Annotated in this window: 16 protein-coding genes; 7 read left to right on the top strand and 9 right to left on the bottom strand. The window is 30.5% G+C overall.

All coding sequences use genetic code 11. From position 1 onward, the window contains the following. Positions 1 to 46: 46 nt before the first annotated feature. Together RSC72_RS08050 and RSC72_RS08045 are read right to left on the bottom strand one after the other, a co-directional pair. Positions 47 to 1,723 (bottom strand): PNGase F N-terminal domain-containing protein, encoded by a 1,677-nt coding sequence (locus RSC72_RS08050; protein ID WP_332545088.1) that lies wholly within the window; start codon positions 1,721 to 1,723, stop codon positions 47 to 49. Positions 1,724 to 1,796: 73 nt separating this feature from the next. Beyond that, positions 1,797 to 2,963: an acyl-CoA dehydrogenase family protein gene (locus RSC72_RS08045; protein WP_332545090.1), complete on the bottom strand. Its 1,167-nt coding sequence runs from the start codon at positions 2,961 to 2,963 to the stop codon at positions 1,797 to 1,799. 140 nt (positions 2,964 to 3,103) lie between these two features. On the opposite strand from RSC72_RS08045, the gene amaB reads away from it, so the two are divergent. The 5 genes from amaB (at position 3,104) to RSC72_RS08020 (ending at position 8,435) form a co-directional block, all read left to right on the top strand. After that, positions 3,104 to 4,633, top strand: coding sequence for an L-piperidine-6-carboxylate dehydrogenase (amaB, locus tag RSC72_RS08040; protein WP_332566348.1), 1,530 nt, complete (start codon positions 3,104 to 3,106; stop codon positions 4,631 to 4,633). Between the two features lie 12 nt (positions 4,634 to 4,645). Further along, a complete protein-coding gene (gene lat / locus RSC72_RS08035; protein ID WP_332566347.1) occupies positions 4,646 to 5,935 on the top strand; it encodes an L-lysine 6-transaminase in 1,290 nt (429 codons plus the stop codon). A gap of 60 nt (positions 5,936 to 5,995) precedes the next feature. Continuing rightward, complete coding sequence (locus RSC72_RS08030) at positions 5,996 to 6,775, top strand: HAD family hydrolase (RefSeq protein ID WP_332566346.1); 780 nt, start codon at positions 5,996 to 5,998, stop codon at positions 6,773 to 6,775. A 96-nt stretch (positions 6,776 to 6,871) separates the two neighbouring features. Continuing rightward, positions 6,872 to 7,609, top strand: a complete 738-nt coding sequence (locus tag RSC72_RS08025; protein WP_332566345.1) for a GLPGLI family protein — start codon at positions 6,872 to 6,874, stop codon at positions 7,607 to 7,609. A gap of 73 nt (positions 7,610 to 7,682) precedes the next feature. After that, the gene (locus RSC72_RS08020; RefSeq protein WP_332566344.1) at positions 7,683 to 8,435 is read left to right on the top strand and encodes a GLPGLI family protein; all 753 of its coding nucleotides are present in this window, start codon (positions 7,683 to 7,685) and stop codon (positions 8,433 to 8,435) included. A 51-nt stretch (positions 8,436 to 8,486) separates the two neighbouring features. On the opposite strand, the gene RSC72_RS08015 is transcribed toward RSC72_RS08020, so the two are convergent. The 6 genes from RSC72_RS08015 to RSC72_RS07990 form a co-directional block, all read right to left on the bottom strand. Then, positions 8,487 to 8,738, bottom strand: a complete 252-nt coding sequence (locus RSC72_RS08015) for a DUF6952 family protein (protein ID WP_332566343.1) — start codon at positions 8,736 to 8,738, stop codon at positions 8,487 to 8,489. After that, positions 8,719 to 9,036, bottom strand: coding sequence for a thioredoxin family protein (locus tag RSC72_RS08010; RefSeq protein ID WP_332566342.1), 318 nt, complete (start codon positions 9,034 to 9,036; stop codon positions 8,719 to 8,721). The genes RSC72_RS08015 and RSC72_RS08010 overlap by 20 nt, the downstream gene beginning before the upstream one ends. Before the next feature lie 164 nt (positions 9,037 to 9,200). Then, positions 9,201 to 9,827, bottom strand: a complete 627-nt coding sequence (locus RSC72_RS08005) for a peroxiredoxin (protein ID WP_332566341.1) — start codon at positions 9,825 to 9,827, stop codon at positions 9,201 to 9,203. Between the two features lie 347 nt (positions 9,828 to 10,174). Further along, positions 10,175 to 10,528, bottom strand: coding sequence for a hypothetical protein (locus RSC72_RS08000; protein ID WP_332578470.1), 354 nt, complete (start codon positions 10,526 to 10,528; stop codon positions 10,175 to 10,177). Further along, positions 10,509 to 12,656: an endonuclease MutS2 gene (locus RSC72_RS07995; RefSeq protein ID WP_332566287.1), complete on the bottom strand. Its 2,148-nt coding sequence runs from the start codon at positions 12,654 to 12,656 to the stop codon at positions 10,509 to 10,511. Before RSC72_RS07995 ends, RSC72_RS08000 begins: the two co-directional genes overlap by 20 nt. Before the next feature lie 138 nt (positions 12,657 to 12,794). After that, positions 12,795 to 13,868 (bottom strand): type I restriction endonuclease, encoded by a 1,074-nt coding sequence (locus tag RSC72_RS07990; RefSeq protein WP_332545962.1) that lies wholly within the window; start codon positions 13,866 to 13,868, stop codon positions 12,795 to 12,797. A 145-nt stretch (positions 13,869 to 14,013) separates the two neighbouring features. On the opposite strand from RSC72_RS07990, the gene RSC72_RS07985 reads away from it, so the two are divergent. Beyond that, positions 14,014 to 14,682 (top strand): uracil-DNA glycosylase, encoded by a 669-nt coding sequence (locus RSC72_RS07985; RefSeq protein WP_332545964.1) that lies wholly within the window; start codon positions 14,014 to 14,016, stop codon positions 14,680 to 14,682. 2 nt (positions 14,683 to 14,684) lie between these two features. On the opposite strand, the gene RSC72_RS07980 is transcribed toward RSC72_RS07985, so the two are convergent. Beyond that, positions 14,685 to 15,587 (bottom strand): hypothetical protein, encoded by a 903-nt coding sequence (locus tag RSC72_RS07980; RefSeq protein ID WP_332545966.1) that lies wholly within the window; start codon positions 15,585 to 15,587, stop codon positions 14,685 to 14,687. Positions 15,588 to 15,785: 198 nt separating this feature from the next. Between RSC72_RS07980 and RSC72_RS07975 the strand changes: the two genes are divergently transcribed. Further along, on the top strand, positions 15,786 to 18,454 hold a 2,669-nt coding region (locus tag RSC72_RS07975; RefSeq protein ID WP_332578469.1), incomplete at its 3' end, for a methylmalonyl-CoA mutase family protein.

Raw genomic sequence — 18,454 nt, 5'->3', positions numbered from 1 at the left:
ACTGAAAATACCTGATTATATCACTAATTTTTTAAAATTTATTTGTTTACTCTCCCAACAAAACACCCGAAACATTCCAATAACTAAAGCTATTTCCTTCTGGTTTTCCTTGTGGAATAATTATTTTTACGGTATGTTTCCCAGCTTTTAAATTCCCTAAATGGATAAAATAAGGATTTGTAATTGTTCCTGGGCACCAATTAGAACGACTATAATCTGAAGAAGATAAACCATTATCAAAATTACCTGAAGCTGGATTATAAGCACGATATGAGCCACAATCTTGTCGCCAAGGAATAGTATTGAATACTTTTTGATTGTCTACAAAAACCGTATTTTCTTTTGGTACAAATTCATCTCCATTTTCCCAACCACCATGACCAGTTGTTATAAAACGCAGTTTAGCATTAGTAAAATCCTCTTTTAAAGTAAACTCTACTGTAAATCCATTTGCATCATCAAATAACGATGGATACTCTTGTCCAGCCATTTCCATCACATTAACCGTATTGAAAACTGACTGAACTTTTTGATTAGGAAGTGTTGATCCACTTGATGGATGAACCGTTATATTAGCAGAAATTGTATGTCCGCCTTGATCGTAATTTCCAATAAAAAAACCGATTAAAACTTCTTGATTAGACAAGACAGATTGAAATTCAGATATTTCTTGACGATATTTTGCTTCTGTTTCCCAATCTTGATTTTTGATTTGTATGTGATTGAATTTATTGATTCCGAAAGGCGTAAAAAAGCGCATCAATTCAATGTTTGATGTGTATTTATCTGTTGTAAAATAGCCTTGATATTTTTTACCATTACCGTTTGTATAAATAGGTAATTGATTAATTCCTTTTTGTAAACCATCTAAAAAAGTAATTTCAGAGTTTTGAGGAATAAGAAACACAGAACCCGTTCTGTCGTACGCATCGCCATTAGATTGTTGAGTAACGTTTAAGAAAATTTGACTTCCACTTTTTATCTGTGGTATTTTTATTTTTCTTACGACAACTGTTCCATTTGCAAAGCGATAAATAGAATCATTAGAAGGAAACTCTTTACTAAAATTAATCTGTTGATTTTTTAATAAATTAATATCCATAAACTTACTTTTCCAGATAATTTCCTTGTAGGTTAATAGGTCTAAAGCGGGTTGTACCAATTCTTTTGTAATAAATTGTGATGGAATAATATCTTTTTCACGTTCAATTTTCACGGCACGAATAGTAGAATTATTGTTACGTGTCAATTCCAAAACAAAACCAAGATTTAGTCCAACCGTTGTTGGTGCTGCATTCAGGTTCATATTGTCAACGTACCAAACATCAATTGTGTTAGAATTAATAGAAGTTGTAGCTTTTTTACAACGCAATCCCAAAATACGTTTTGTTTCTTTTGTAAGTGTAAATACAGCTTTATTAAAAGAAATTGAATCATTACTAATAATAGAATGAATTGAATCAAATTGAGTGATAGATGAAATGACAGGCGATTTATCTTTATTGAAATAAAATAGTTCATTCGGAAATTTACCTGATTGATTAAAGCTATTTTGCGTACCAATAATTGTTTCTTTGGTATTTGCTAAAACTTGAATAGGATTACTCTCTTCAATTTTTTTACCATTAGAAATACGTTCGTATGTAATTTGATACGTTTCTTGTGCATTTACAAAAAATGCTTGTATGCAGATAATGAATGTTATAATTAATTTTAATCTCATATTTTCTAAAAATAAAAAAGGTTTACAAAAGAATTGTAAACCTATAAAATATTATGTTTTAATAAAAATTATATCAGATAAAAGCGTTAATTCCGGTAACATCTGCACCAGTTATCAATAAATGGACATCGTGCGTACCCTCATAGGTAATGACCGATTCTAAATTCGCAGCATGCCTCATCATAGGAAAATCGCCCACAATTCCCATTGCACCAATTATTTGACGAGATTCTCTTGCAATATCAATCGCCATTTTCACATTATTGCGTTTTGCCATAGAAATTTGTTCTGGCGTTGCTTTATCTTCATTTTTCAACGTACCTAATCGCCAACATAAAAGCTGTGCTTTTGTAATTTCTGTAATAAATTCGGCTAATTTTTTCTGTTGCAATTGATAAGAAGCAATTGGTTTTCCGAATTGTGTTCTTTCTGTAGAATATTTCAAAGCAGAATCGTAACAATCAATTGCAGCGCCAATTACGCCCCAAGAAATTCCGTATCGTGCAGAATTTAAACAAGATAAAGGGCCTTTTAAGCTCTTAACATCGGGTAAAATATGATGTTCTTCAATCTTAACATTTTCAAAAACTAATTCACCTGTTTTAGACGCGCGTAAAGACCATTTATTGTGTGTTTCTGGCGTAGAAAAACCTTGCATACCACGTTCTACAATTACTCCACGAACTTTTCCTTCTTCATCTTTTGCCCAAACAACCGCAATATCGCAAATTGGCGAATTTGTAATCCACATTTTTGCTCCATTCAAGACATAATGATCACCGTTTTTTATTAGTCGAGTTTCCATTCCTCCAGGGTTAGAACCATGATTTGGCTCTGTTAAACCAAAACTTCCAATAAACTCTCCTGAAGCTAACTTTGGTAAAAATTTACGTTTTTGCTCCTCTGATCCGTATGTATAAATTGGATACATAACCAATGACGATTGTACCGATGCAGCAGAACGTACAGCAGAATCGCCACGTTCTAACTCTTGCATGATCAATCCGTATGACATTTGGTCTAATCCTGCACCACCATATTCTTCAGGAATATACGGACCTAAAGCGCCAATTGCACCCAATTTTTTCATCAAATCAGGAATGTCTTTGTGATGTTGTGCAGCATCATCTATGACTGGTTTTATTTCGTTATCCACAAAATCTCGAACAGATTGACGAATTAATTTATGCTCATCAGTTAATAAATCATCAATCTTAAAATAATCTGTAGTTGAATTCATTTTATGCGGTTTTATTTTATTAAATCTAATTATTATTCACTAAATTAAAAATAATTCTGAATATTATTTACTAAATATTTTAAATCTAAAAACTTTTGTCTAATTTAGGTAAACTTTAAAACCACAAAATAACACAAAAAATGATAGAAAACGAATTAAAAGAATTAGGTATTTTGTCCGATAACTTCGGAACTTCAACAGGAAGTACTTGGTTTGGAAAAGGAGAACTCTTAAATTCTTATTCGCCAGTTGACGGAAAATTGATAGGAAGTGTTAAAACTTCAACAAAAGAAGATTACGAAGAAGCGATTCAAAAAGCACAAAAAGCATTCAAAGAATGGCGATTGATTCCTGCGCCAAAACGTGGAGAAATAGTTCGTCAATTTGGAGATAAATTGCGTGAAAAGAAAGCTGATCTTGGTAAATTAGTTTCGTACGAAATGGGAAAATCTTATCAAGAAGGTTTAGGAGAAGTACAAGAAATGATCGATATCTGCGACTTTGCAGTAGGTTTATCACGTCAATTATATGGTGCTACAATTCATTCCGAAAGACCTTTGCATCGCATGTACGATCAATATCATCCGTTAGGAGTTGTAGGTGTAATTTCTGCTTTTAACTTTCCTGTAGCAGTTTGGGCGTGGAATACTTGTTTAGCACTAATTTGTGGAGATACAGTAATTTGGAAACCAAGTGAAAAGACGCCGTTGTGCGCAGTTGCTTGTCAACATATTTTGGCTGAGGTTTTAGCGAAAAATAATGTGACTGAAGGCGTTTCTTGTTTAGTGATAGGAGATAAATCTATAGGCGAATTAATTTCTCATGATCGTCGTGTTGCATTGGTTTCTGCAACGGGTTCTACGAGAATGGGAATTGAAGTAAACAAAGTTGTAGCGGCTCGTTTAGGAAAAACTATTTTAGAATTAGGAGGAAATAATGCCATTATTGTAACGCCAGATGCAGATCAGAAAATTATGTTGACGGCCGCAGTTTTTGGAGCAGTTGGTACTGCTGGTCAACGTTGTACAACAACTCGAAGATTAATTGTGCATGAGGCTATTTATGATAAAGTAAAAGAAGCATTAGTAAATGCTTATAAACAAATAAAAATTGGAAATCCATTGGATACAGCAAATCATGTTGGTCCGTTAATCGATACACATGCAGTCAAAATGTATATGGATGCATTAGTAGAGATAGAGAAAGAAGGAGGAAAAATTTTGGTTGAAGGTGGAGTTTTAGAAGGAGAAGGTTATGAAAGTGGTTGTTATGTAAAACCAATGATTGCTGAAGTTAAAAATGAATTCAAAATAGTTCAGAAAGAAACATTTGCACCAATTTTATATTTAATTAAATATTCAGGTGATGTGATGGAAGCAATTGATATTCAGAATAATGTAGCACAAGGTTTATCATCATCAATCATGACAAATAATTTGCGCGAAGCTGAATTATTTTTAAGCCAACAAGGTTCTGATTGTGGAATTGCCAATGTAAATATTGGAACATCTGGAGCTGAAATTGGAGGAGCTTTTGGAGGAGAAAAGGAAACTGGAGGAGGTAGAGAATCTGGTTCTGACGCTTGGAAAGCCTATATGCGACGCCAAACAAATACGATTAATTATTCGACAGAAGTACCATTGGCGCAAGGAATTAAGTTTGATTTTTAAAATTTTACACAGATGAGTACAGTACACGAAAGATTAGCAAAACATATATTAGCAGACGGATATCCAATTGTAATGGATATGGATAAATCACACGGTTCTTATGTTGTAGACGAAAATGGAGTAGAATATTTGGACATGTTTTCGATGTTTGCCTCTACAGCGATTGGTTATAATCATCCACATTTGATGGAAAAAATAGAGTTTTTAGGTAGAAATGCAGTCAATAAACCTGCAATGTCCGACATTTATACCAAAGATTATGCAGATTTGATTGATACATTTGCACGTGTGGCAATGCCAAAAGAATTGCAGTATTTATTCTTTATTTCAGGTGGAACATTAGCTGTAGAAAATGCACTAAAAACAGCTTTTGATTGGAAAACTAGACTTAATTTATCAAAAGGAATAGAGCAGGAAGCGGGCGAAGTTATTCATTTCAAGCAAGCTTTTCATGGTCGTTCTGGTTATACATTGTCGTTAACAAATACAAAAGATCCTCGTAAATACGAGTATTTTCCAAAATTTGATTGGCCAAGAATTGATAATCCAAAAATTAATTATCCTGTAACAGAAGATAATTTATCAAAAACGATTGAAGCTGAAAAAAGAGCGATAGAACAGATAGAAAATGTTTTAGAAACGCGTAAAAATAAAATTGCATGTATTATTATAGAGCCAATTCAGGGAGAAGGAGGTGATAATTATTTTAGAAAAGAATTCTTCCAAAAATTACGTGAAATTTGTGATAAAGAAGAAATCTTATTGATTTTTGATGAGGTACAAACAGGAATGGGAATGACTGGTAGAATGTGGGCTTTTCAGCATTATGATGTGATTCCTGATGTGATTTCTTTTGGTAAAAAAACGCAAGTTTGCGGAATTTTAGCAAATAAAGAGAAGCTTGATCAAATTCCGAATAATGTGTTTAAAGAATCGAGCAGAATCAATTCTACATTTGGTGGAAATTACATTGATATGTTGCGTTTTAAATTAATATTAGAAGTAATAGAAAAAGAAAATTTAGTACACAATGCCGAAGAAAAAGGAAAATATATAATAGATAGATTAAATGACATCGCGAAGCATACCAATAAAGTGCACAGTGTCCGTGGTTTAGGATTGTTTATTGCCTTTGATTTTGATTCGGATATTAATCGTTCAGCGTTTATTAATACGTGTTTTGATAATAAGATGATTATTCTTCCGTGTGGAGAAAAATCGGTTCGTTTGCGACCACATCTTAATTTATCCTTCAAAGAAGTTAACAAAGCGTTAGAAATTATTAAATTAGCATTAAAATAAAGTAAAAAAGCAACCAATTAGAGGTTGCTTTTTTTACTTTTGTAGATTGAAACAAATAGTATGATAGAATCTTTTTTCTTTGATTTTGATGGAACTTTACAAGGTTTTGAGAATCATCAAATCAGTGAATCGACGACAGAAGCGTTGAAAATTTTAAAACAAAAAAACAAAAAAATATACATTGCAACTGGGCGAAATTTAGTCGATATGCCTGAGCATGTTTTTGAATATAGTTTTGATGGATACATCAATAATAATGGTGGAATGTGTTCGGATGAAAAGCGAGAAACGTTTTATGTGGAATATATAAATCCTTCTGATATTGAGGCTTTGTTAAAATATGATGAAACAAATCCGTTTGCTTTTTCGTATATGACAAATGATAAATTTAGTATTAATCGTATAAATGAGCGTGTCGAAAAGTCGTTCGCTTATTTTGGAATGGAAGTCCCGAATGTAGTAGATCCACGAGATTTACCAAAAGATAACATTATGCAAATGAATTTTTTTGTTGATGAAAAAGAAGAAAAATATTTGATAGAAAATGTACTGAAAAATAGTATAGGTACACGTTGGATAGAATATTTTGCAGATATTAATCCCAAAGGAATTAATAAAATGAAAGGAATTGAGCGAATGGCGAATAAACATCAACTTGATTTGAATAAAACAATGGCTTTTGGTGATGGAGGAAATGATATTACGATGATACAAGGTTGTAAAATAGGCGTTGCGATGGGCGATGCAAAAGATAATGTAAAAGAATTGGCAGATTATGTTACAACTTCTGCTGATGATCATGGAATTTGGAATGCGTTGAAATTTTATGAATTAATTTAAGAATAATCGATAAAAAGATAAAGTTTTGATAAAAAAATGCATAAATCTGTATGATTTATGCATTTTTTATTTAGGTTTATTACAAAATAGCATTTTATGAAAAAATATGTACTCTTTGTAATTTTATTAACTACAATTTCGGTATTTGCACAAGAAAAATTATTGGTTAAATACCAAGAAATTACTTTTCCTGTAATGTATGATATGAATGGGAAAGAAATTGTTCAGAGCCTAGAAATGAAGAAATCTTTATCCCAACCTGTTGATTATTTTTTAACGATTGATGGAAAAATTGGTCAATATTATAAAATAGAGAAATTAGACAACAGCCAAACTGGTTTTAAAATGGTAATGACTGGAGGAATTTGGGATGAAAATAGAGAATTTGATTTTGAGAAAAATGAAATTCATATTGAGTATATGGCAAATAACAAACCTTATATTTTGATTGATTCTATTCCGCGAAAAAATGATTATCAGTTAACTCGAGAAACAAAAAAAATGTTAGGTTATGAGGTGAAAAAAGCAGAATATAAAACAGAAAAAGCAACTATTGTAGTTTGGTATGCACCAAGTTTACCTGCTCGTTTTGGTCCAAAAAGATATATTAATTTCCCAGGCTTAGTTTTATCTGTTCAGTTTTATAAAAATGGAGAAACAGAACCAGTAACAGAAATTACTGCAACTTCTGTTGAATTTGATGATAAATTGAAGCCCTATCAATTGAAAAAAGGGAAAACGATTAATAAAACAGAATTAAATAATATGATAAAAGAAGATGAAATTCGTCAAAAAGAAGAATTGATTCAATATCAAGGTGTAAGTAAAGATTAATTTTAAGTCTACACTTGTAGAATCTAAATAAAATTATTATCTTTAAAATAGAATTATAAAAATCATGAATTATATGAAAAATAAATTACTATTTACGTTGTTATTTTCGAGTTCAATTTTATTTGCTCAAGAAAAATTGTCTGTGGAGTATCGTTATACAATAAAACACGATGATGAAAAAATGAAAGAATTTGAAATGCAACAAGCACAAAAAGGTAGTGGAGTTATGAAATTAGGAGGTTCTCCTAATATTTTTTATCAATTAGAGTTCAGTAATAATCAATCTAATTTTAAAAAGGTTGAAGTGATTAATAATGAACAAAATAACGGAGGAGGAATGAATATGTCCATAAATATTGGTGGAGAATATAAAACTTTGACGAATAATATTGATCAGAAAAAATTTCAACAAGAAGTTTTTTTAGACAAACAAGATTATGTTGTAATTACGCCTTACAAAGATTATCAGTGGAAAATAACAGATATAGAAGATACAATTCTGGGATATAAAGTGATAAAAGCTGTAGGAGTAGACAACGGAAAACAGATTGCAGCTTGGTATGCACCAGAACTTAAAATAGATGCAGGTCCAAATCAAATAAATGGATTGCCAGGATTAGTCTTAAAAACGGTGAGTGAATTGGGTAATAAATTAGCTTCTATTACAACGTATGAAGCTGAAAAAATTAACGTAAATCCTAAGAAAATGGCTAAAATTCAGTCAATGAAAGGTAAAGAAATTTCGCAAGAAGAATTTAAGAAATTACAAGATGAATCCAGAGAAAAAATGAGACAAAGTTTTTCTATTGGAGTAGATAAGAGTTAATAAAAAAGCCAACTTTTTAGTTGGCTTTTTTATATGGAAAACTGTAATTTATTATTTTTCAATACAACCCATTACGCGTTGCATAAAGGTATTGGCAGCAGTACGCTCGTCCATTCCTTGCTCTTCCATCATTTGCTTCATTTCAATAGCTCCACAAATGTTAGAAATCATTTCTCCTATTACTTCTTGTTCTGGCTCTTTTACGGCTGGTGAATCAGCATAAACTTCCAAAACTTCCAAAGCAGCTTCCATAGCTTCTACAGAAACATTTTTTGATAAATTTTTAAATACCGGTAGTTTCATTGATCAATTCTTTTACAGCATCAATTTTAGACGCAGTTACTTGTCCTACTTTTTCTCCTCCTTTAAATACCGCGAATGTTGGTAAATTAGGCACTTCAGCTAATTTTCTTGATTCTACTAATTTCTCAGCATCAACGTATAAAAATTCTGCTTGACCTTCGTATTCAGCCGCTAATTTCTTGAATTTTGGCTTTACCAAACGGCAATTTCCGCACCATCCCGCACCGTATTGTACAATTACTATATTGTTATCAGCAACAACCTGTGCTAAGTTATCTTGTTCTAATTCTGCAAACATATTATTTACTTTTATTAAAAGTTAAAAATTGGATATAAAAAAGGCTGTCTAAGAAATAAACGTATTATTTTATATTGAAAATGAATTCTTTAAAAAATCTTCTGTCAATCATTTTAGACAGCCTCTGTAAATTTTAGAAAATCAACGATTTTCTAAATTATTTTTTAGTGAGAAGCTAAGTAAGAAGCAACACCATCTTTTGTAGCGCTCATTGCATCTTTTCCTTCTTCCCAGTTTGCTGGACAAACTTCACCATATTTCTCAACATGTAAAATAGCATCTAATAAACGTACATACTCATCAATGTTACGACCTAATGGTAAATCGTTGATAGTTTCGTGACGAACAACACCGTTTTTATCGATGATGAAAGTTCCACGGTAAGCAACTGGGGCTCCTTCAAATTTTAAAGAATCATTTTCTTCATTGTATACATATTCACCAGCCAATACACCATAATCCATAGCAATAGTTTTAGCAAAATCTGCAACGATTGGGTAAGTAACACCTTCGATACCTCCGTTATCTTTTGCAGTGTTTAACCACGCTAAGTGAGTTTCTTCTGAATCTACAGAAGCAGCAACAACAATTGCATCTCTTTTCTCAAATTCAGCTAATTTAGCTTGGAAAGCATGTAATTCTGTTGGACAAACAAAAGTAAAATCTTTTGGATAAAAGAATAATACAATGTTTTTTTCTCCAATTGGTAAAGAAAAGTTTTCTACAATTTCGTCTCCATCAATTACTGCTGGCGCTGTAAACAAAGGCGCTTTTTTTCCTACTAATGACATAATTTTAATTTTTATATTTTATTTTTTAATTCTTGATTTAATAAAACTAACTAAAGTTTTTTAGCTCTTTTACTGATACAAATTTAGAATGATTTGTAAGATTGTCAATAGATTTTTAATTTCAATTATAGATTAAACTATAAATAAATCTTATAACCATTGATTGTCAAAATTTATTGAGTTTATCTTTTATTGAAAAATTGCTTTTAGACTTTTCTTTCTAATCATTATTATGCTAATTTACAATTTGTTTAGTCTATAAAGAATGATATTACTTATGTTGATGATTATTTAAAACCAATAAAAAAGTCATTACAAAAATTTATAATGACTTTTTTGAATATCTATTAATAAGAAATAAAGCAGACTTCAACAATATCGTCCCCAGATTTACAATTTTCTATCTGTATTTTTACAGAATTTTCTCCGGGTACTATTCTTATTTCATTTGATAATTTACTATATCCATTTTTTGGATTTTTATATTTTACTTGAAATCTACCTATCTTGTCCATCGATGTTAGGTTATTATAATCAAAGATATAAGAACATTCGTTCGTATTTTTTGTCCAATTTGTTATTGTTACAAAAGGAGTACAACTATACGACTTTGTATCATTATCAAATAAATTATCATAAAATTCATCACAAGAAAATAGTGTGAAACAGAAAAGGAGAAAACTAAATTTTATAAACTTCATTCACATTAATTTGAGTTGTAAATAAACCATAATTCACAAAAACGATATCCTTCTTTATTTTATCAATTGTACCAACAGATGTAGAACCATGTATTTTTACACGATCACCAACTTTCAAGGCATCAATTTTTTTCTTAGTTTCGGCTTTTTCTTTTTGTACAATTACTTCTTTTTGTTTAGAAATGATAGCCGAATTATCTTTCAACTCTCGTTGAACTTCTTTTTCTACTATTTTTTCTATTTTTTTCAGTTGCTGAACTTCCTTTGTTTTTTTTGAATTTTCCATTTCAATTATCTTCAAGAAATTAGCAATTAATTGCTTTTTATTTTTTGATTTCAAATACGAATCCGACATATCTACAATTCGTTTTCCAAGCATCATTGTTTTTTGTTCGCGATCATACAATTGTTGAAAATCATATAGCTTTTGTTGAATTTTTTCGTTTGTTAACTCTAATTTTTCGTTGTTTTCGATACTCGATTCACGTAATTCTTCAACTTGATCTTTTGTTTTCTGAATTTCAAATTTTTCTTGTTGAAGTTTTAAAATTGTTTTATCTAAGCTAACTTTATCACTTTCTACTTTTTTCTTTGCACGATTGATTAAACGAAATGGAATCTTATTTTTTTCTGCAACTTCAAATGTAAATGAACTTCCGGCTTGTCCAACTTCTAAGCGATAAAGTGGATCTAACGATTTTTTATCAAACAACATACATGCATTTATCGCTTCTGGTAAACTTTCCGCGCTCAATTTTATGTTGGTATAGTGTGTTGTAAAAACTCCGAAAGAATTACGCTCGTAAAATTCCTCAAAAAAAACTTCAGCCAAAGCTCCTCCCAATTCAGGATCAGAACCTGTTCCGAATTCATCAACAAGCAATAATGTTTTATCGTCTGCTTGTTTCAGAAAATAAGACATTTGTTTTAGGCGATAACTGTAAGTTGATAAGTGATTCTCGATAGATTGATTATCACCAATATCTGTAAAAATTTGATTGAAAAAACCAAACTGACTTTCCTCTTTTACAGGAACCAAAACACCACTTTGAAACATGATTTGTAGTAAACCAATTGTTTTTAATGTGATAGATTTTCCACCTGCATTTGGTCCAGAAATAATAATGATTCTACATTTCTCATTTAATTCTAAACTTTGTGGAATCGTTTTTTCTTCACGTCTTTTATTATTTAGAAACAAGACAGGATGATAGGCATCGATTAGTTTGATAACTCTATTTTGAGATATTTTTGGTAAAATACCATTTATTAGAAATGCGTAATTTGCTTTTGCTTGGGTAAAATCTATGTACTCTAAAAAAGCTTGATATTCTTCTAAATTTGGTTTATAGATAGCAATTTGAGCAGTTAAATCTAAAAGAATTTGAATGATTAAATGTTTTTCTTCTTCCTTTAATTCTTCCCATTCTCGTCGTGGAGCTAAAACACTTTCGGGCTCTATAAATGTAATAGAACCTGTTTTTGAAGTTCCTAAAAATTGACCTTTTACACGTTTTCTTTGGAATGATTTTACAGCTAAAACACGTCGATTTCCAATTACAGATTCTTTAATATCATCTAGATTATCTGCATGATAAGCCATAGATTTATTGAATAACTCTGTAATACGTCCATTTAGATGGCGCAAACGATCGCGAACAATTTTAAGTTCTGGACTTGCGTCGTCCTTAATTTCTCCAAATTTATTAAAAACTTGATCGATTAATTTAACAATGTTTTTTTCGTAGACAATTGATTCTCCTTTCTGAAATAAAGAGGGCGAATATTCTTTAAAAGCCGTTAAATATTTCAAAATTTCTTTTACTTGTAAAGTATTTGCTTTAATCTTGAAAAATTCTTCAGCAGGTAAATAATAATTCTCAATTTCTAGTCGTCCCAGATTTTCATCTAAAATATAATATTCAGAAAATGGAAATTGATTTCCACCTTCAATACTCGATAAAATTTCGTTTGTAGTCTGTAAATCTTCAACCAAAAGTTGTTGATTTTCGTATGGTTTTAGTTGAAAAATAGATTTTTCAACTTTTTCAGTATAGGCAAATGCTGCAATTTCTTTTTGTACAGCATTGAATTCTAAATCTTTTAATGTTTGCTCTGATATTTGCATTTAGCTAGAGTGCTAATTTTATTATAAAAAACTATATTATAGGTAATTTAGATGTTTTTTGGTTGAATGTGTTCAAACAAAGCTAATCCTTTTACAAATATATGGATTTAAAATTAGCACATTTTTATCAAGCTATTTTTATACGTTCTCTAATTCTAAATAATATTTTATAATATTCTTTATTTCCTCATTTAGTTTATAAATATCATCTATTTTAGTAAGTTCTGTTTTTATTTCTTTTTTTGTTTCGTCAAAAATTCCAATTTGTAATCTTTTATCTGTAAAATATAATCGACAAATCGGTTTTCTATTGTTATCATCAAATAAGATTGCGAAATAAGATTGCGCATCTCTGTAAATAATTCTTTCTGGCGAACATTCTGCTGTACAAATTGCCTTTATAATTAAAAATGCATTTAGTTCATCTTTAGTTGTAATAATTTTTGAATCTTCTAAATCAGTTTCAGAGTCCTCTAAATTAGAATTATTAATTTTAGTTTCCTTGTTCAATGCTGTTTGTAAACGGTCTGTTACGACATCACTAAAATGTTGATTGAATGAATTTTTGACCAAACCTGTAAATTGATCTAATACTTTTTGTGTAATAATTGATGGATAAATTTGCTTTGCAAAATGACGAACAAAATCCGCCGACGGATTATTAATTTCTTCATTAATAAGTGCTTTTAATTCATTTGTGTATTTCAAGTCACTTGCGGTATTTACAATTTTTTCAAAATCAAACTGAGATTTATGAAACTTTTTAAGTTCTTCAATTTGATTTTCTTTTATTTCAGTTATATCAAAGTGAAAAAATGGTTTTTCGTCCATTTTATTTGTTTCTACTAAATCAGTGAAAAACTTATATTCAATTCCATTTGTCAATATTGCAAATTTTGCTTTTGTTGTATGAAAATATCGAAACAATTGAGATGCATTACTTATAGATAAAGGTGCAGCATGATGTTTACATTCAATCAAAATAATAGGTTCATTTTCTTGAATAATTGCATAATCAATTTTTTCACCTTGTTTTATTCCCAAATCTGCAGTAAACTCGGGTACAACCTCAAAAGGATTAAAAACGTCATACCCAAGATCTTTAATAAAAGGCATAATAAATGCATTTTTAGTAGCTTCTTCTGTTGTTACTTGAGCTTTTAAGGTATCAACTCTTTCGCCTAATTTTTTTACAATATCTTTAAAATCCATAATTAATTTTGTGTTTTCAATAAAGTTAAAGAGTATGATTTGTATATTTTTACGGTTTCACGTAATTGGATAATAAATGAGAGATAATTTTTATTTGCAGTACGATGAAATAAAACATAATTTTAGATTTCAAAAAAAATGAATAATGATTGCAGATATAGAGGAGTCTTGGAAAGGAGTTTTAAAAAATGAATTTGAAAAAGATTATTTCATAAAATTAACCGAATTTATTAAAAATGAATATGCTACAAAAATAATTTATCCACCTCAATCTCAAATTTTTTCTGCTTTCGACTACACATCTTTTCATGATGTAAAAGTTGTAATCATAGGTCAAGATCCTTATCATGGCGAAGGACAAGCAAATGGTTTGTCATTTTCTGTTGCCAATTATGTTAAAATTCCACCAAGTTTGCGAAATATTTATAAAGAATTAAAAACTGATTTAGGAATAGAAGAATCCGTTTCTGGTAATTTAGAATCGTGGGCAAAACAAGGTATTCTGTTGTTAAATGCGACGTTAACTGTCGAAGCTTCTAATGCAGGTTCGCATCAAAAGAAAGGTTGGGAAGAATTTACAGATACAGTTATAAAACTACTTTCAGAAGAAAAACAAAATATAGTTTTTATACTTTGGGGAAGTTATGCGCAGAAAAAAGGAGCAAAAATTGATCGAACGAAACATTTAGTTATAGAAACGGCTCATCCATCTCCGTTAGGAGCTTACAGAGGTTTTTGGGAGAGCAAACCTTTTTCTAAAACAAATGAATATCTTAAAAGTAAAAATATTCAAGAAATTAACTGGAAAATATAAGATTACATCGCCATAATTTTGTCTAAATATTCTTTAAATATAATTGGATGATTTATATTAATGTAAGGAATTTCATTTGTAATAGGTTCTTTTAATTTATTATAAGTTGCTACAAAAATTATCGAATTTGGCTGATTTCTTTTGATTATTTCAAGACTATTTTTTATTTGATCTTGATCATAATCATTGCTAATATATGTAAGAACGTGTGTAATATTAAGGTTGTCTAAACATTCTTTGATTGATTCTGTTGATTGATTTTCTCCTAAATAAATACTTTTTTCACCATTTAATTTTAATAATAAATGTCCGTACAATAATTCGATATCGTTAAATTCGTTTTCGGGTAAAAATAACAGCCAAGTACGTTTATTTTCAGAAGAATAGGCGGTAGATTTTATTAAGAAAAATAATTGTTTTCGAATTAAATTTTTTGTAAAAGATTTGATAGAAGAATAGACAGAATTCATATCTAAAAGAATGGCCAATTCGCTAATTAATGGAAAAACAATTTTTATACAACAGTCCTCAATACCCATTTGTTTGAAGCAAATTGATAAGATAGAATCAAATGATTTTGCATCGTATGTAAAGCAAAAGCAAACCAATAAATTGACTAATGATGAAAAATCATTATTCTTTTTTAGAAAATTTTGAAGCTCGAATTCTATTATCACACATAATTCTGAAATAGACTGTGCACAAAGTTTTTCTACCGTATAGCGTTGATTAGAGTTTACTAAAAATGAAATAATAATTAATTTTTTTAAATCATCTTTCGTAAAAAGAGATGATTTAGTGATTTTTTCATCATTAAAAATTTTATATTTCTTGTTCCATAAAACAATCATTTGTTCATTTAATTTTGAAAATTGAACCAAATGATTTAATGTATAGCTGTACATAGTAGAGATTTTTTACAAATTTTACGATTACGTGTATTTACTTTTAAAGTTAATCATATATTTCAATCATATTCTATTTATTTTTGTAATATTGATAATTAATTATGCTGTTTTTTTTGTAATTGATAATTAGCGACACATTTTTTAGTATAAAAAAATGCTACCTTAGCAATAAGGATAAAATCAAAACACAAATAAATGTCACAAATAGCTCAAGAAGAGAAAAAAGAGAAGTTCGTACATCCTGTACAAGAGGCTTATCAACCCAAAAATAAAGTACGTATTGTAACTGCAGCTGCTTTATTTGACGGTCATGATGCGGCAATTAATATCATGCGTCGAATTATACAAGCAACTGGTTGCGAGGTTATTCATTTGGGACACGATAAATCTGTAGAGGATGTTGTAAACACTGCGATTCAGGAAGATGCGAATGCAATTGCTATGACGTCTTATCAAGGTGGACACAACGAATATTTTAAATATATGTATGATTTGCTTCAAGAGAAAGGAGCTGGTCATATTCGCATTGTTGGTGGAGGCGGAGGAGTAATTCTTCCAACAGAAATCAAAGAATTGATGGATTACGGTATTACACGTATCTATTCTCCAGACGATGGTCGTGCACTTGGTTTACAAGGAATGATTAACGATATGGTAGAAAAAGCAGATTTTCCGACAGGTAATTTGGTTTTACCAGCAGGTAAAGACGTTTATCAATCCCTAAAAGATAAAGACGTTACAACGATTTCTCGTTTAATTTCATTAGCAGAAAATAGAGAAGAAGACTTTTTGAAAGAGTTTGATTATACAAAAGTAGAAGATAAATCTGCGCCAGTTCTTGGAATTACAGGAACAGGTGGAGCAGGTAAATCATCAATGGTAGACGAGTTAGTTCGTCGTTTTTTGATTGATTTTCCAGAAAAAACAATTGCTTTAGTTTCAGTAGATCCATCTAAGAAAAAAACAGGAGGAGCATTATTAGGAGATCGTATTCGTATGAATTCTATTAATAATTCGCGTGTTTATATGCGTTCTTTGGCTACTCGTCAATCAAATTTAGCTTTGTCTAAATATGTAGGCGAAGCGCTTCAGGTGCTGAAATCTGCAAATTATGACTTAATTATACTTGAAACTTCGGGTATTGGTCAATCAGACACAGAAATTTTAGATCATTCTGATGCTTCGTTATATATTATGACACCAGAATTTGGTGCAGCGACGCAATTAGAAAAGATTGATATGTTAGATTTTGCTGACATTGTTGCCATCAATAAATTTGATAAACGTGGAGCATTAGACGCGCTTAGAGATGTTAAAAAACAATATCAGCGCAATCATAATTTATGGGATATAGATCCAGATACAATGCCAGTTTTTGGAACAATTGCTTCGCAATTTAATGATCCAGGAACTAATCAATTGTACAAATCGATTATTGATAAAGTGGTAGAAAAAACAGGTGCTGATTTGAAATCTAATTTTGAGATTACAAAAGAGATGTCAGAGAAAATCTATGTTATTCCACCAAGTCGTATTCGTTATTTATCTGAAATTGCAGAAAATAATCGTGCGTATGATGCAAAAGCAATTAATCAAAAAGATGTTGCGCAAAAATTGTACGGTATTTTCAAGACAATCGAAACTATTTCTGGTCAAATACCTACATTAACTCAGCATGGTATAGAAATTACAGGAACAAATAATCTTGATTTATCAAAAGTATTATTAGCTGAATTTGATAAATTGAAAAAAGACTTTGATCCTCACAATTGGGAAGTAATTTTTACGTGGGATGAAAAGGTAAATAAATATAAAAATCCAGTTTATACATTCAAAGTTCGCGATAAAGAAATTAATATTCAGACGCATTCTGAGTCTTTATCGCACTTACAAATACCAAAAGTTGCTTTACCAAAATATGAAGCTTGGGGAGATATTTTGAAATGGGTTTTACAAGAGAATGTTCCAGGAGAATTTCCATTTACATCAGGTCTTTATCCGTTTAAGCGTGAAGGAGAAGATCCAACACGTATGTTTGCTGGAGAAGGAGGACCAGAACGTACAAATAGACGTTTTCATTATGTTTCGAAAGGAATGCCTGCAAAACGTTTGTCAACAGCTTTTGATTCGGTAACTTTATATGGAAATGATCCAGGTCACCGCCCAGATATTTATGGTAAAATTGGAAATGCAGGAGTTTCGATTTGTTGTTTAGATGATGCAAAGAAATTGTATTCAGGGTTTGATTTGTCTCATGCAATGACATCTGTATCGATGACAATTAATGGTCCAGCACCAATGTTGCTAGGATTTTTTATGAATGCAGCAATCGATCAAAACTGTGAAAAATATATCAAAGAAAATGGTTTAGAAGCTGAAATCGATGCTAAAATCGATGCTATTTATAAAACAAAAGGTGTAGAAAGACCATGTTACAATGGTGAATTACCAGAAGGAAATGATGGTTTAGGATTGATGCTTTTAGGTGTTACGGGTGATTTAGTTTTACCTGCTGATGTTTATGCGGAAATTAAGAAAAATACATTGGCACAAGTTCGTGGAACGGTACAAGCAGATATTTTAAAAGAAGATCAAGCACAGAATACATGTATTTTCTCAACAGAATTTGCATTGCGTTTGATGGGAGATGTACAAGAATATTTTATCAAAGAAAATGTTCGTAACTTCTATTCTGTGTCTATTTCTGGTTATCATATTGCCGAAGCGGGAGCAAATCCAATTACACAATTGGCGTTTACTTTGGCAAACGGATTTACGTATGTCGAGTATTATTTATCTCGTGGAATGGATATCAATGCATTTGGACCAAACTTATCGTTCTTTTTCTCGAATGGTATCGATCC

The organism is Algoriella sp., assembly GCF_036647415.1.
Lineage (GTDB): Bacteria > Bacteroidota > Bacteroidia > Flavobacteriales > Weeksellaceae > Empedobacter.
This window is presented reverse-complemented; position numbering and strand designations above follow the sequence as displayed.

Coding starts and splice junctions, on each gene's coding strand:
- RSC72_RS08050 (WP_332545088.1), bottom strand. CDS start 1,723: ATGAGATTAAAATTAATTATAACATTCATTATCTGCATACAAGCATTT.
- RSC72_RS08045 (WP_332545090.1), bottom strand. CDS start 2,963: ATGAATTCAACTACAGATTATTTTAAGATTGATGATTTATTAACTGAT.
- amaB (WP_332566348.1), top strand. CDS start 3,104: ATGATAGAAAACGAATTAAAAGAATTAGGTATTTTGTCCGATAACTTC.
- lat (WP_332566347.1), top strand. CDS start 4,646: ATGAGTACAGTACACGAAAGATTAGCAAAACATATATTAGCAGACGGA.
- RSC72_RS08030 (WP_332566346.1), top strand. CDS start 5,996: ATGATAGAATCTTTTTTCTTTGATTTTGATGGAACTTTACAAGGTTTT.
- RSC72_RS08025 (WP_332566345.1), top strand. CDS start 6,872: ATGAAAAAATATGTACTCTTTGTAATTTTATTAACTACAATTTCGGTA.
- RSC72_RS08020 (WP_332566344.1), top strand. CDS start 7,683: ATGAAAAATAAATTACTATTTACGTTGTTATTTTCGAGTTCAATTTTA.
- RSC72_RS08015 (WP_332566343.1), bottom strand. CDS start 8,738: ATGAAACTACCGGTATTTAAAAATTTATCAAAAAATGTTTCTGTAGAA.
- RSC72_RS08010 (WP_332566342.1), bottom strand. CDS start 9,036: ATGTTTGCAGAATTAGAACAAGATAACTTAGCACAGGTTGTTGCTGAT.
- RSC72_RS08005 (WP_332566341.1), bottom strand. CDS start 9,827: ATGTCATTAGTAGGAAAAAAAGCGCCTTTGTTTACAGCGCCAGCAGTA.
- RSC72_RS08000 (WP_332578470.1), bottom strand. CDS start 10,528: ATGAAGTTTATAAAATTTAGTTTTCTCCTTTTCTGTTTCACACTATTT.
- RSC72_RS07995 (WP_332566287.1), bottom strand. CDS start 12,656: ATGCAAATATCAGAGCAAACATTAAAAGATTTAGAATTCAATGCTGTA.
- RSC72_RS07990 (WP_332545962.1), bottom strand. CDS start 13,868: ATGGATTTTAAAGATATTGTAAAAAAATTAGGCGAAAGAGTTGATACC.
- RSC72_RS07985 (WP_332545964.1), top strand. CDS start 14,014: ATGATTGCAGATATAGAGGAGTCTTGGAAAGGAGTTTTAAAAAATGAA.
- RSC72_RS07980 (WP_332545966.1), bottom strand. CDS start 15,587: ATGTACAGCTATACATTAAATCATTTGGTTCAATTTTCAAAATTAAAT.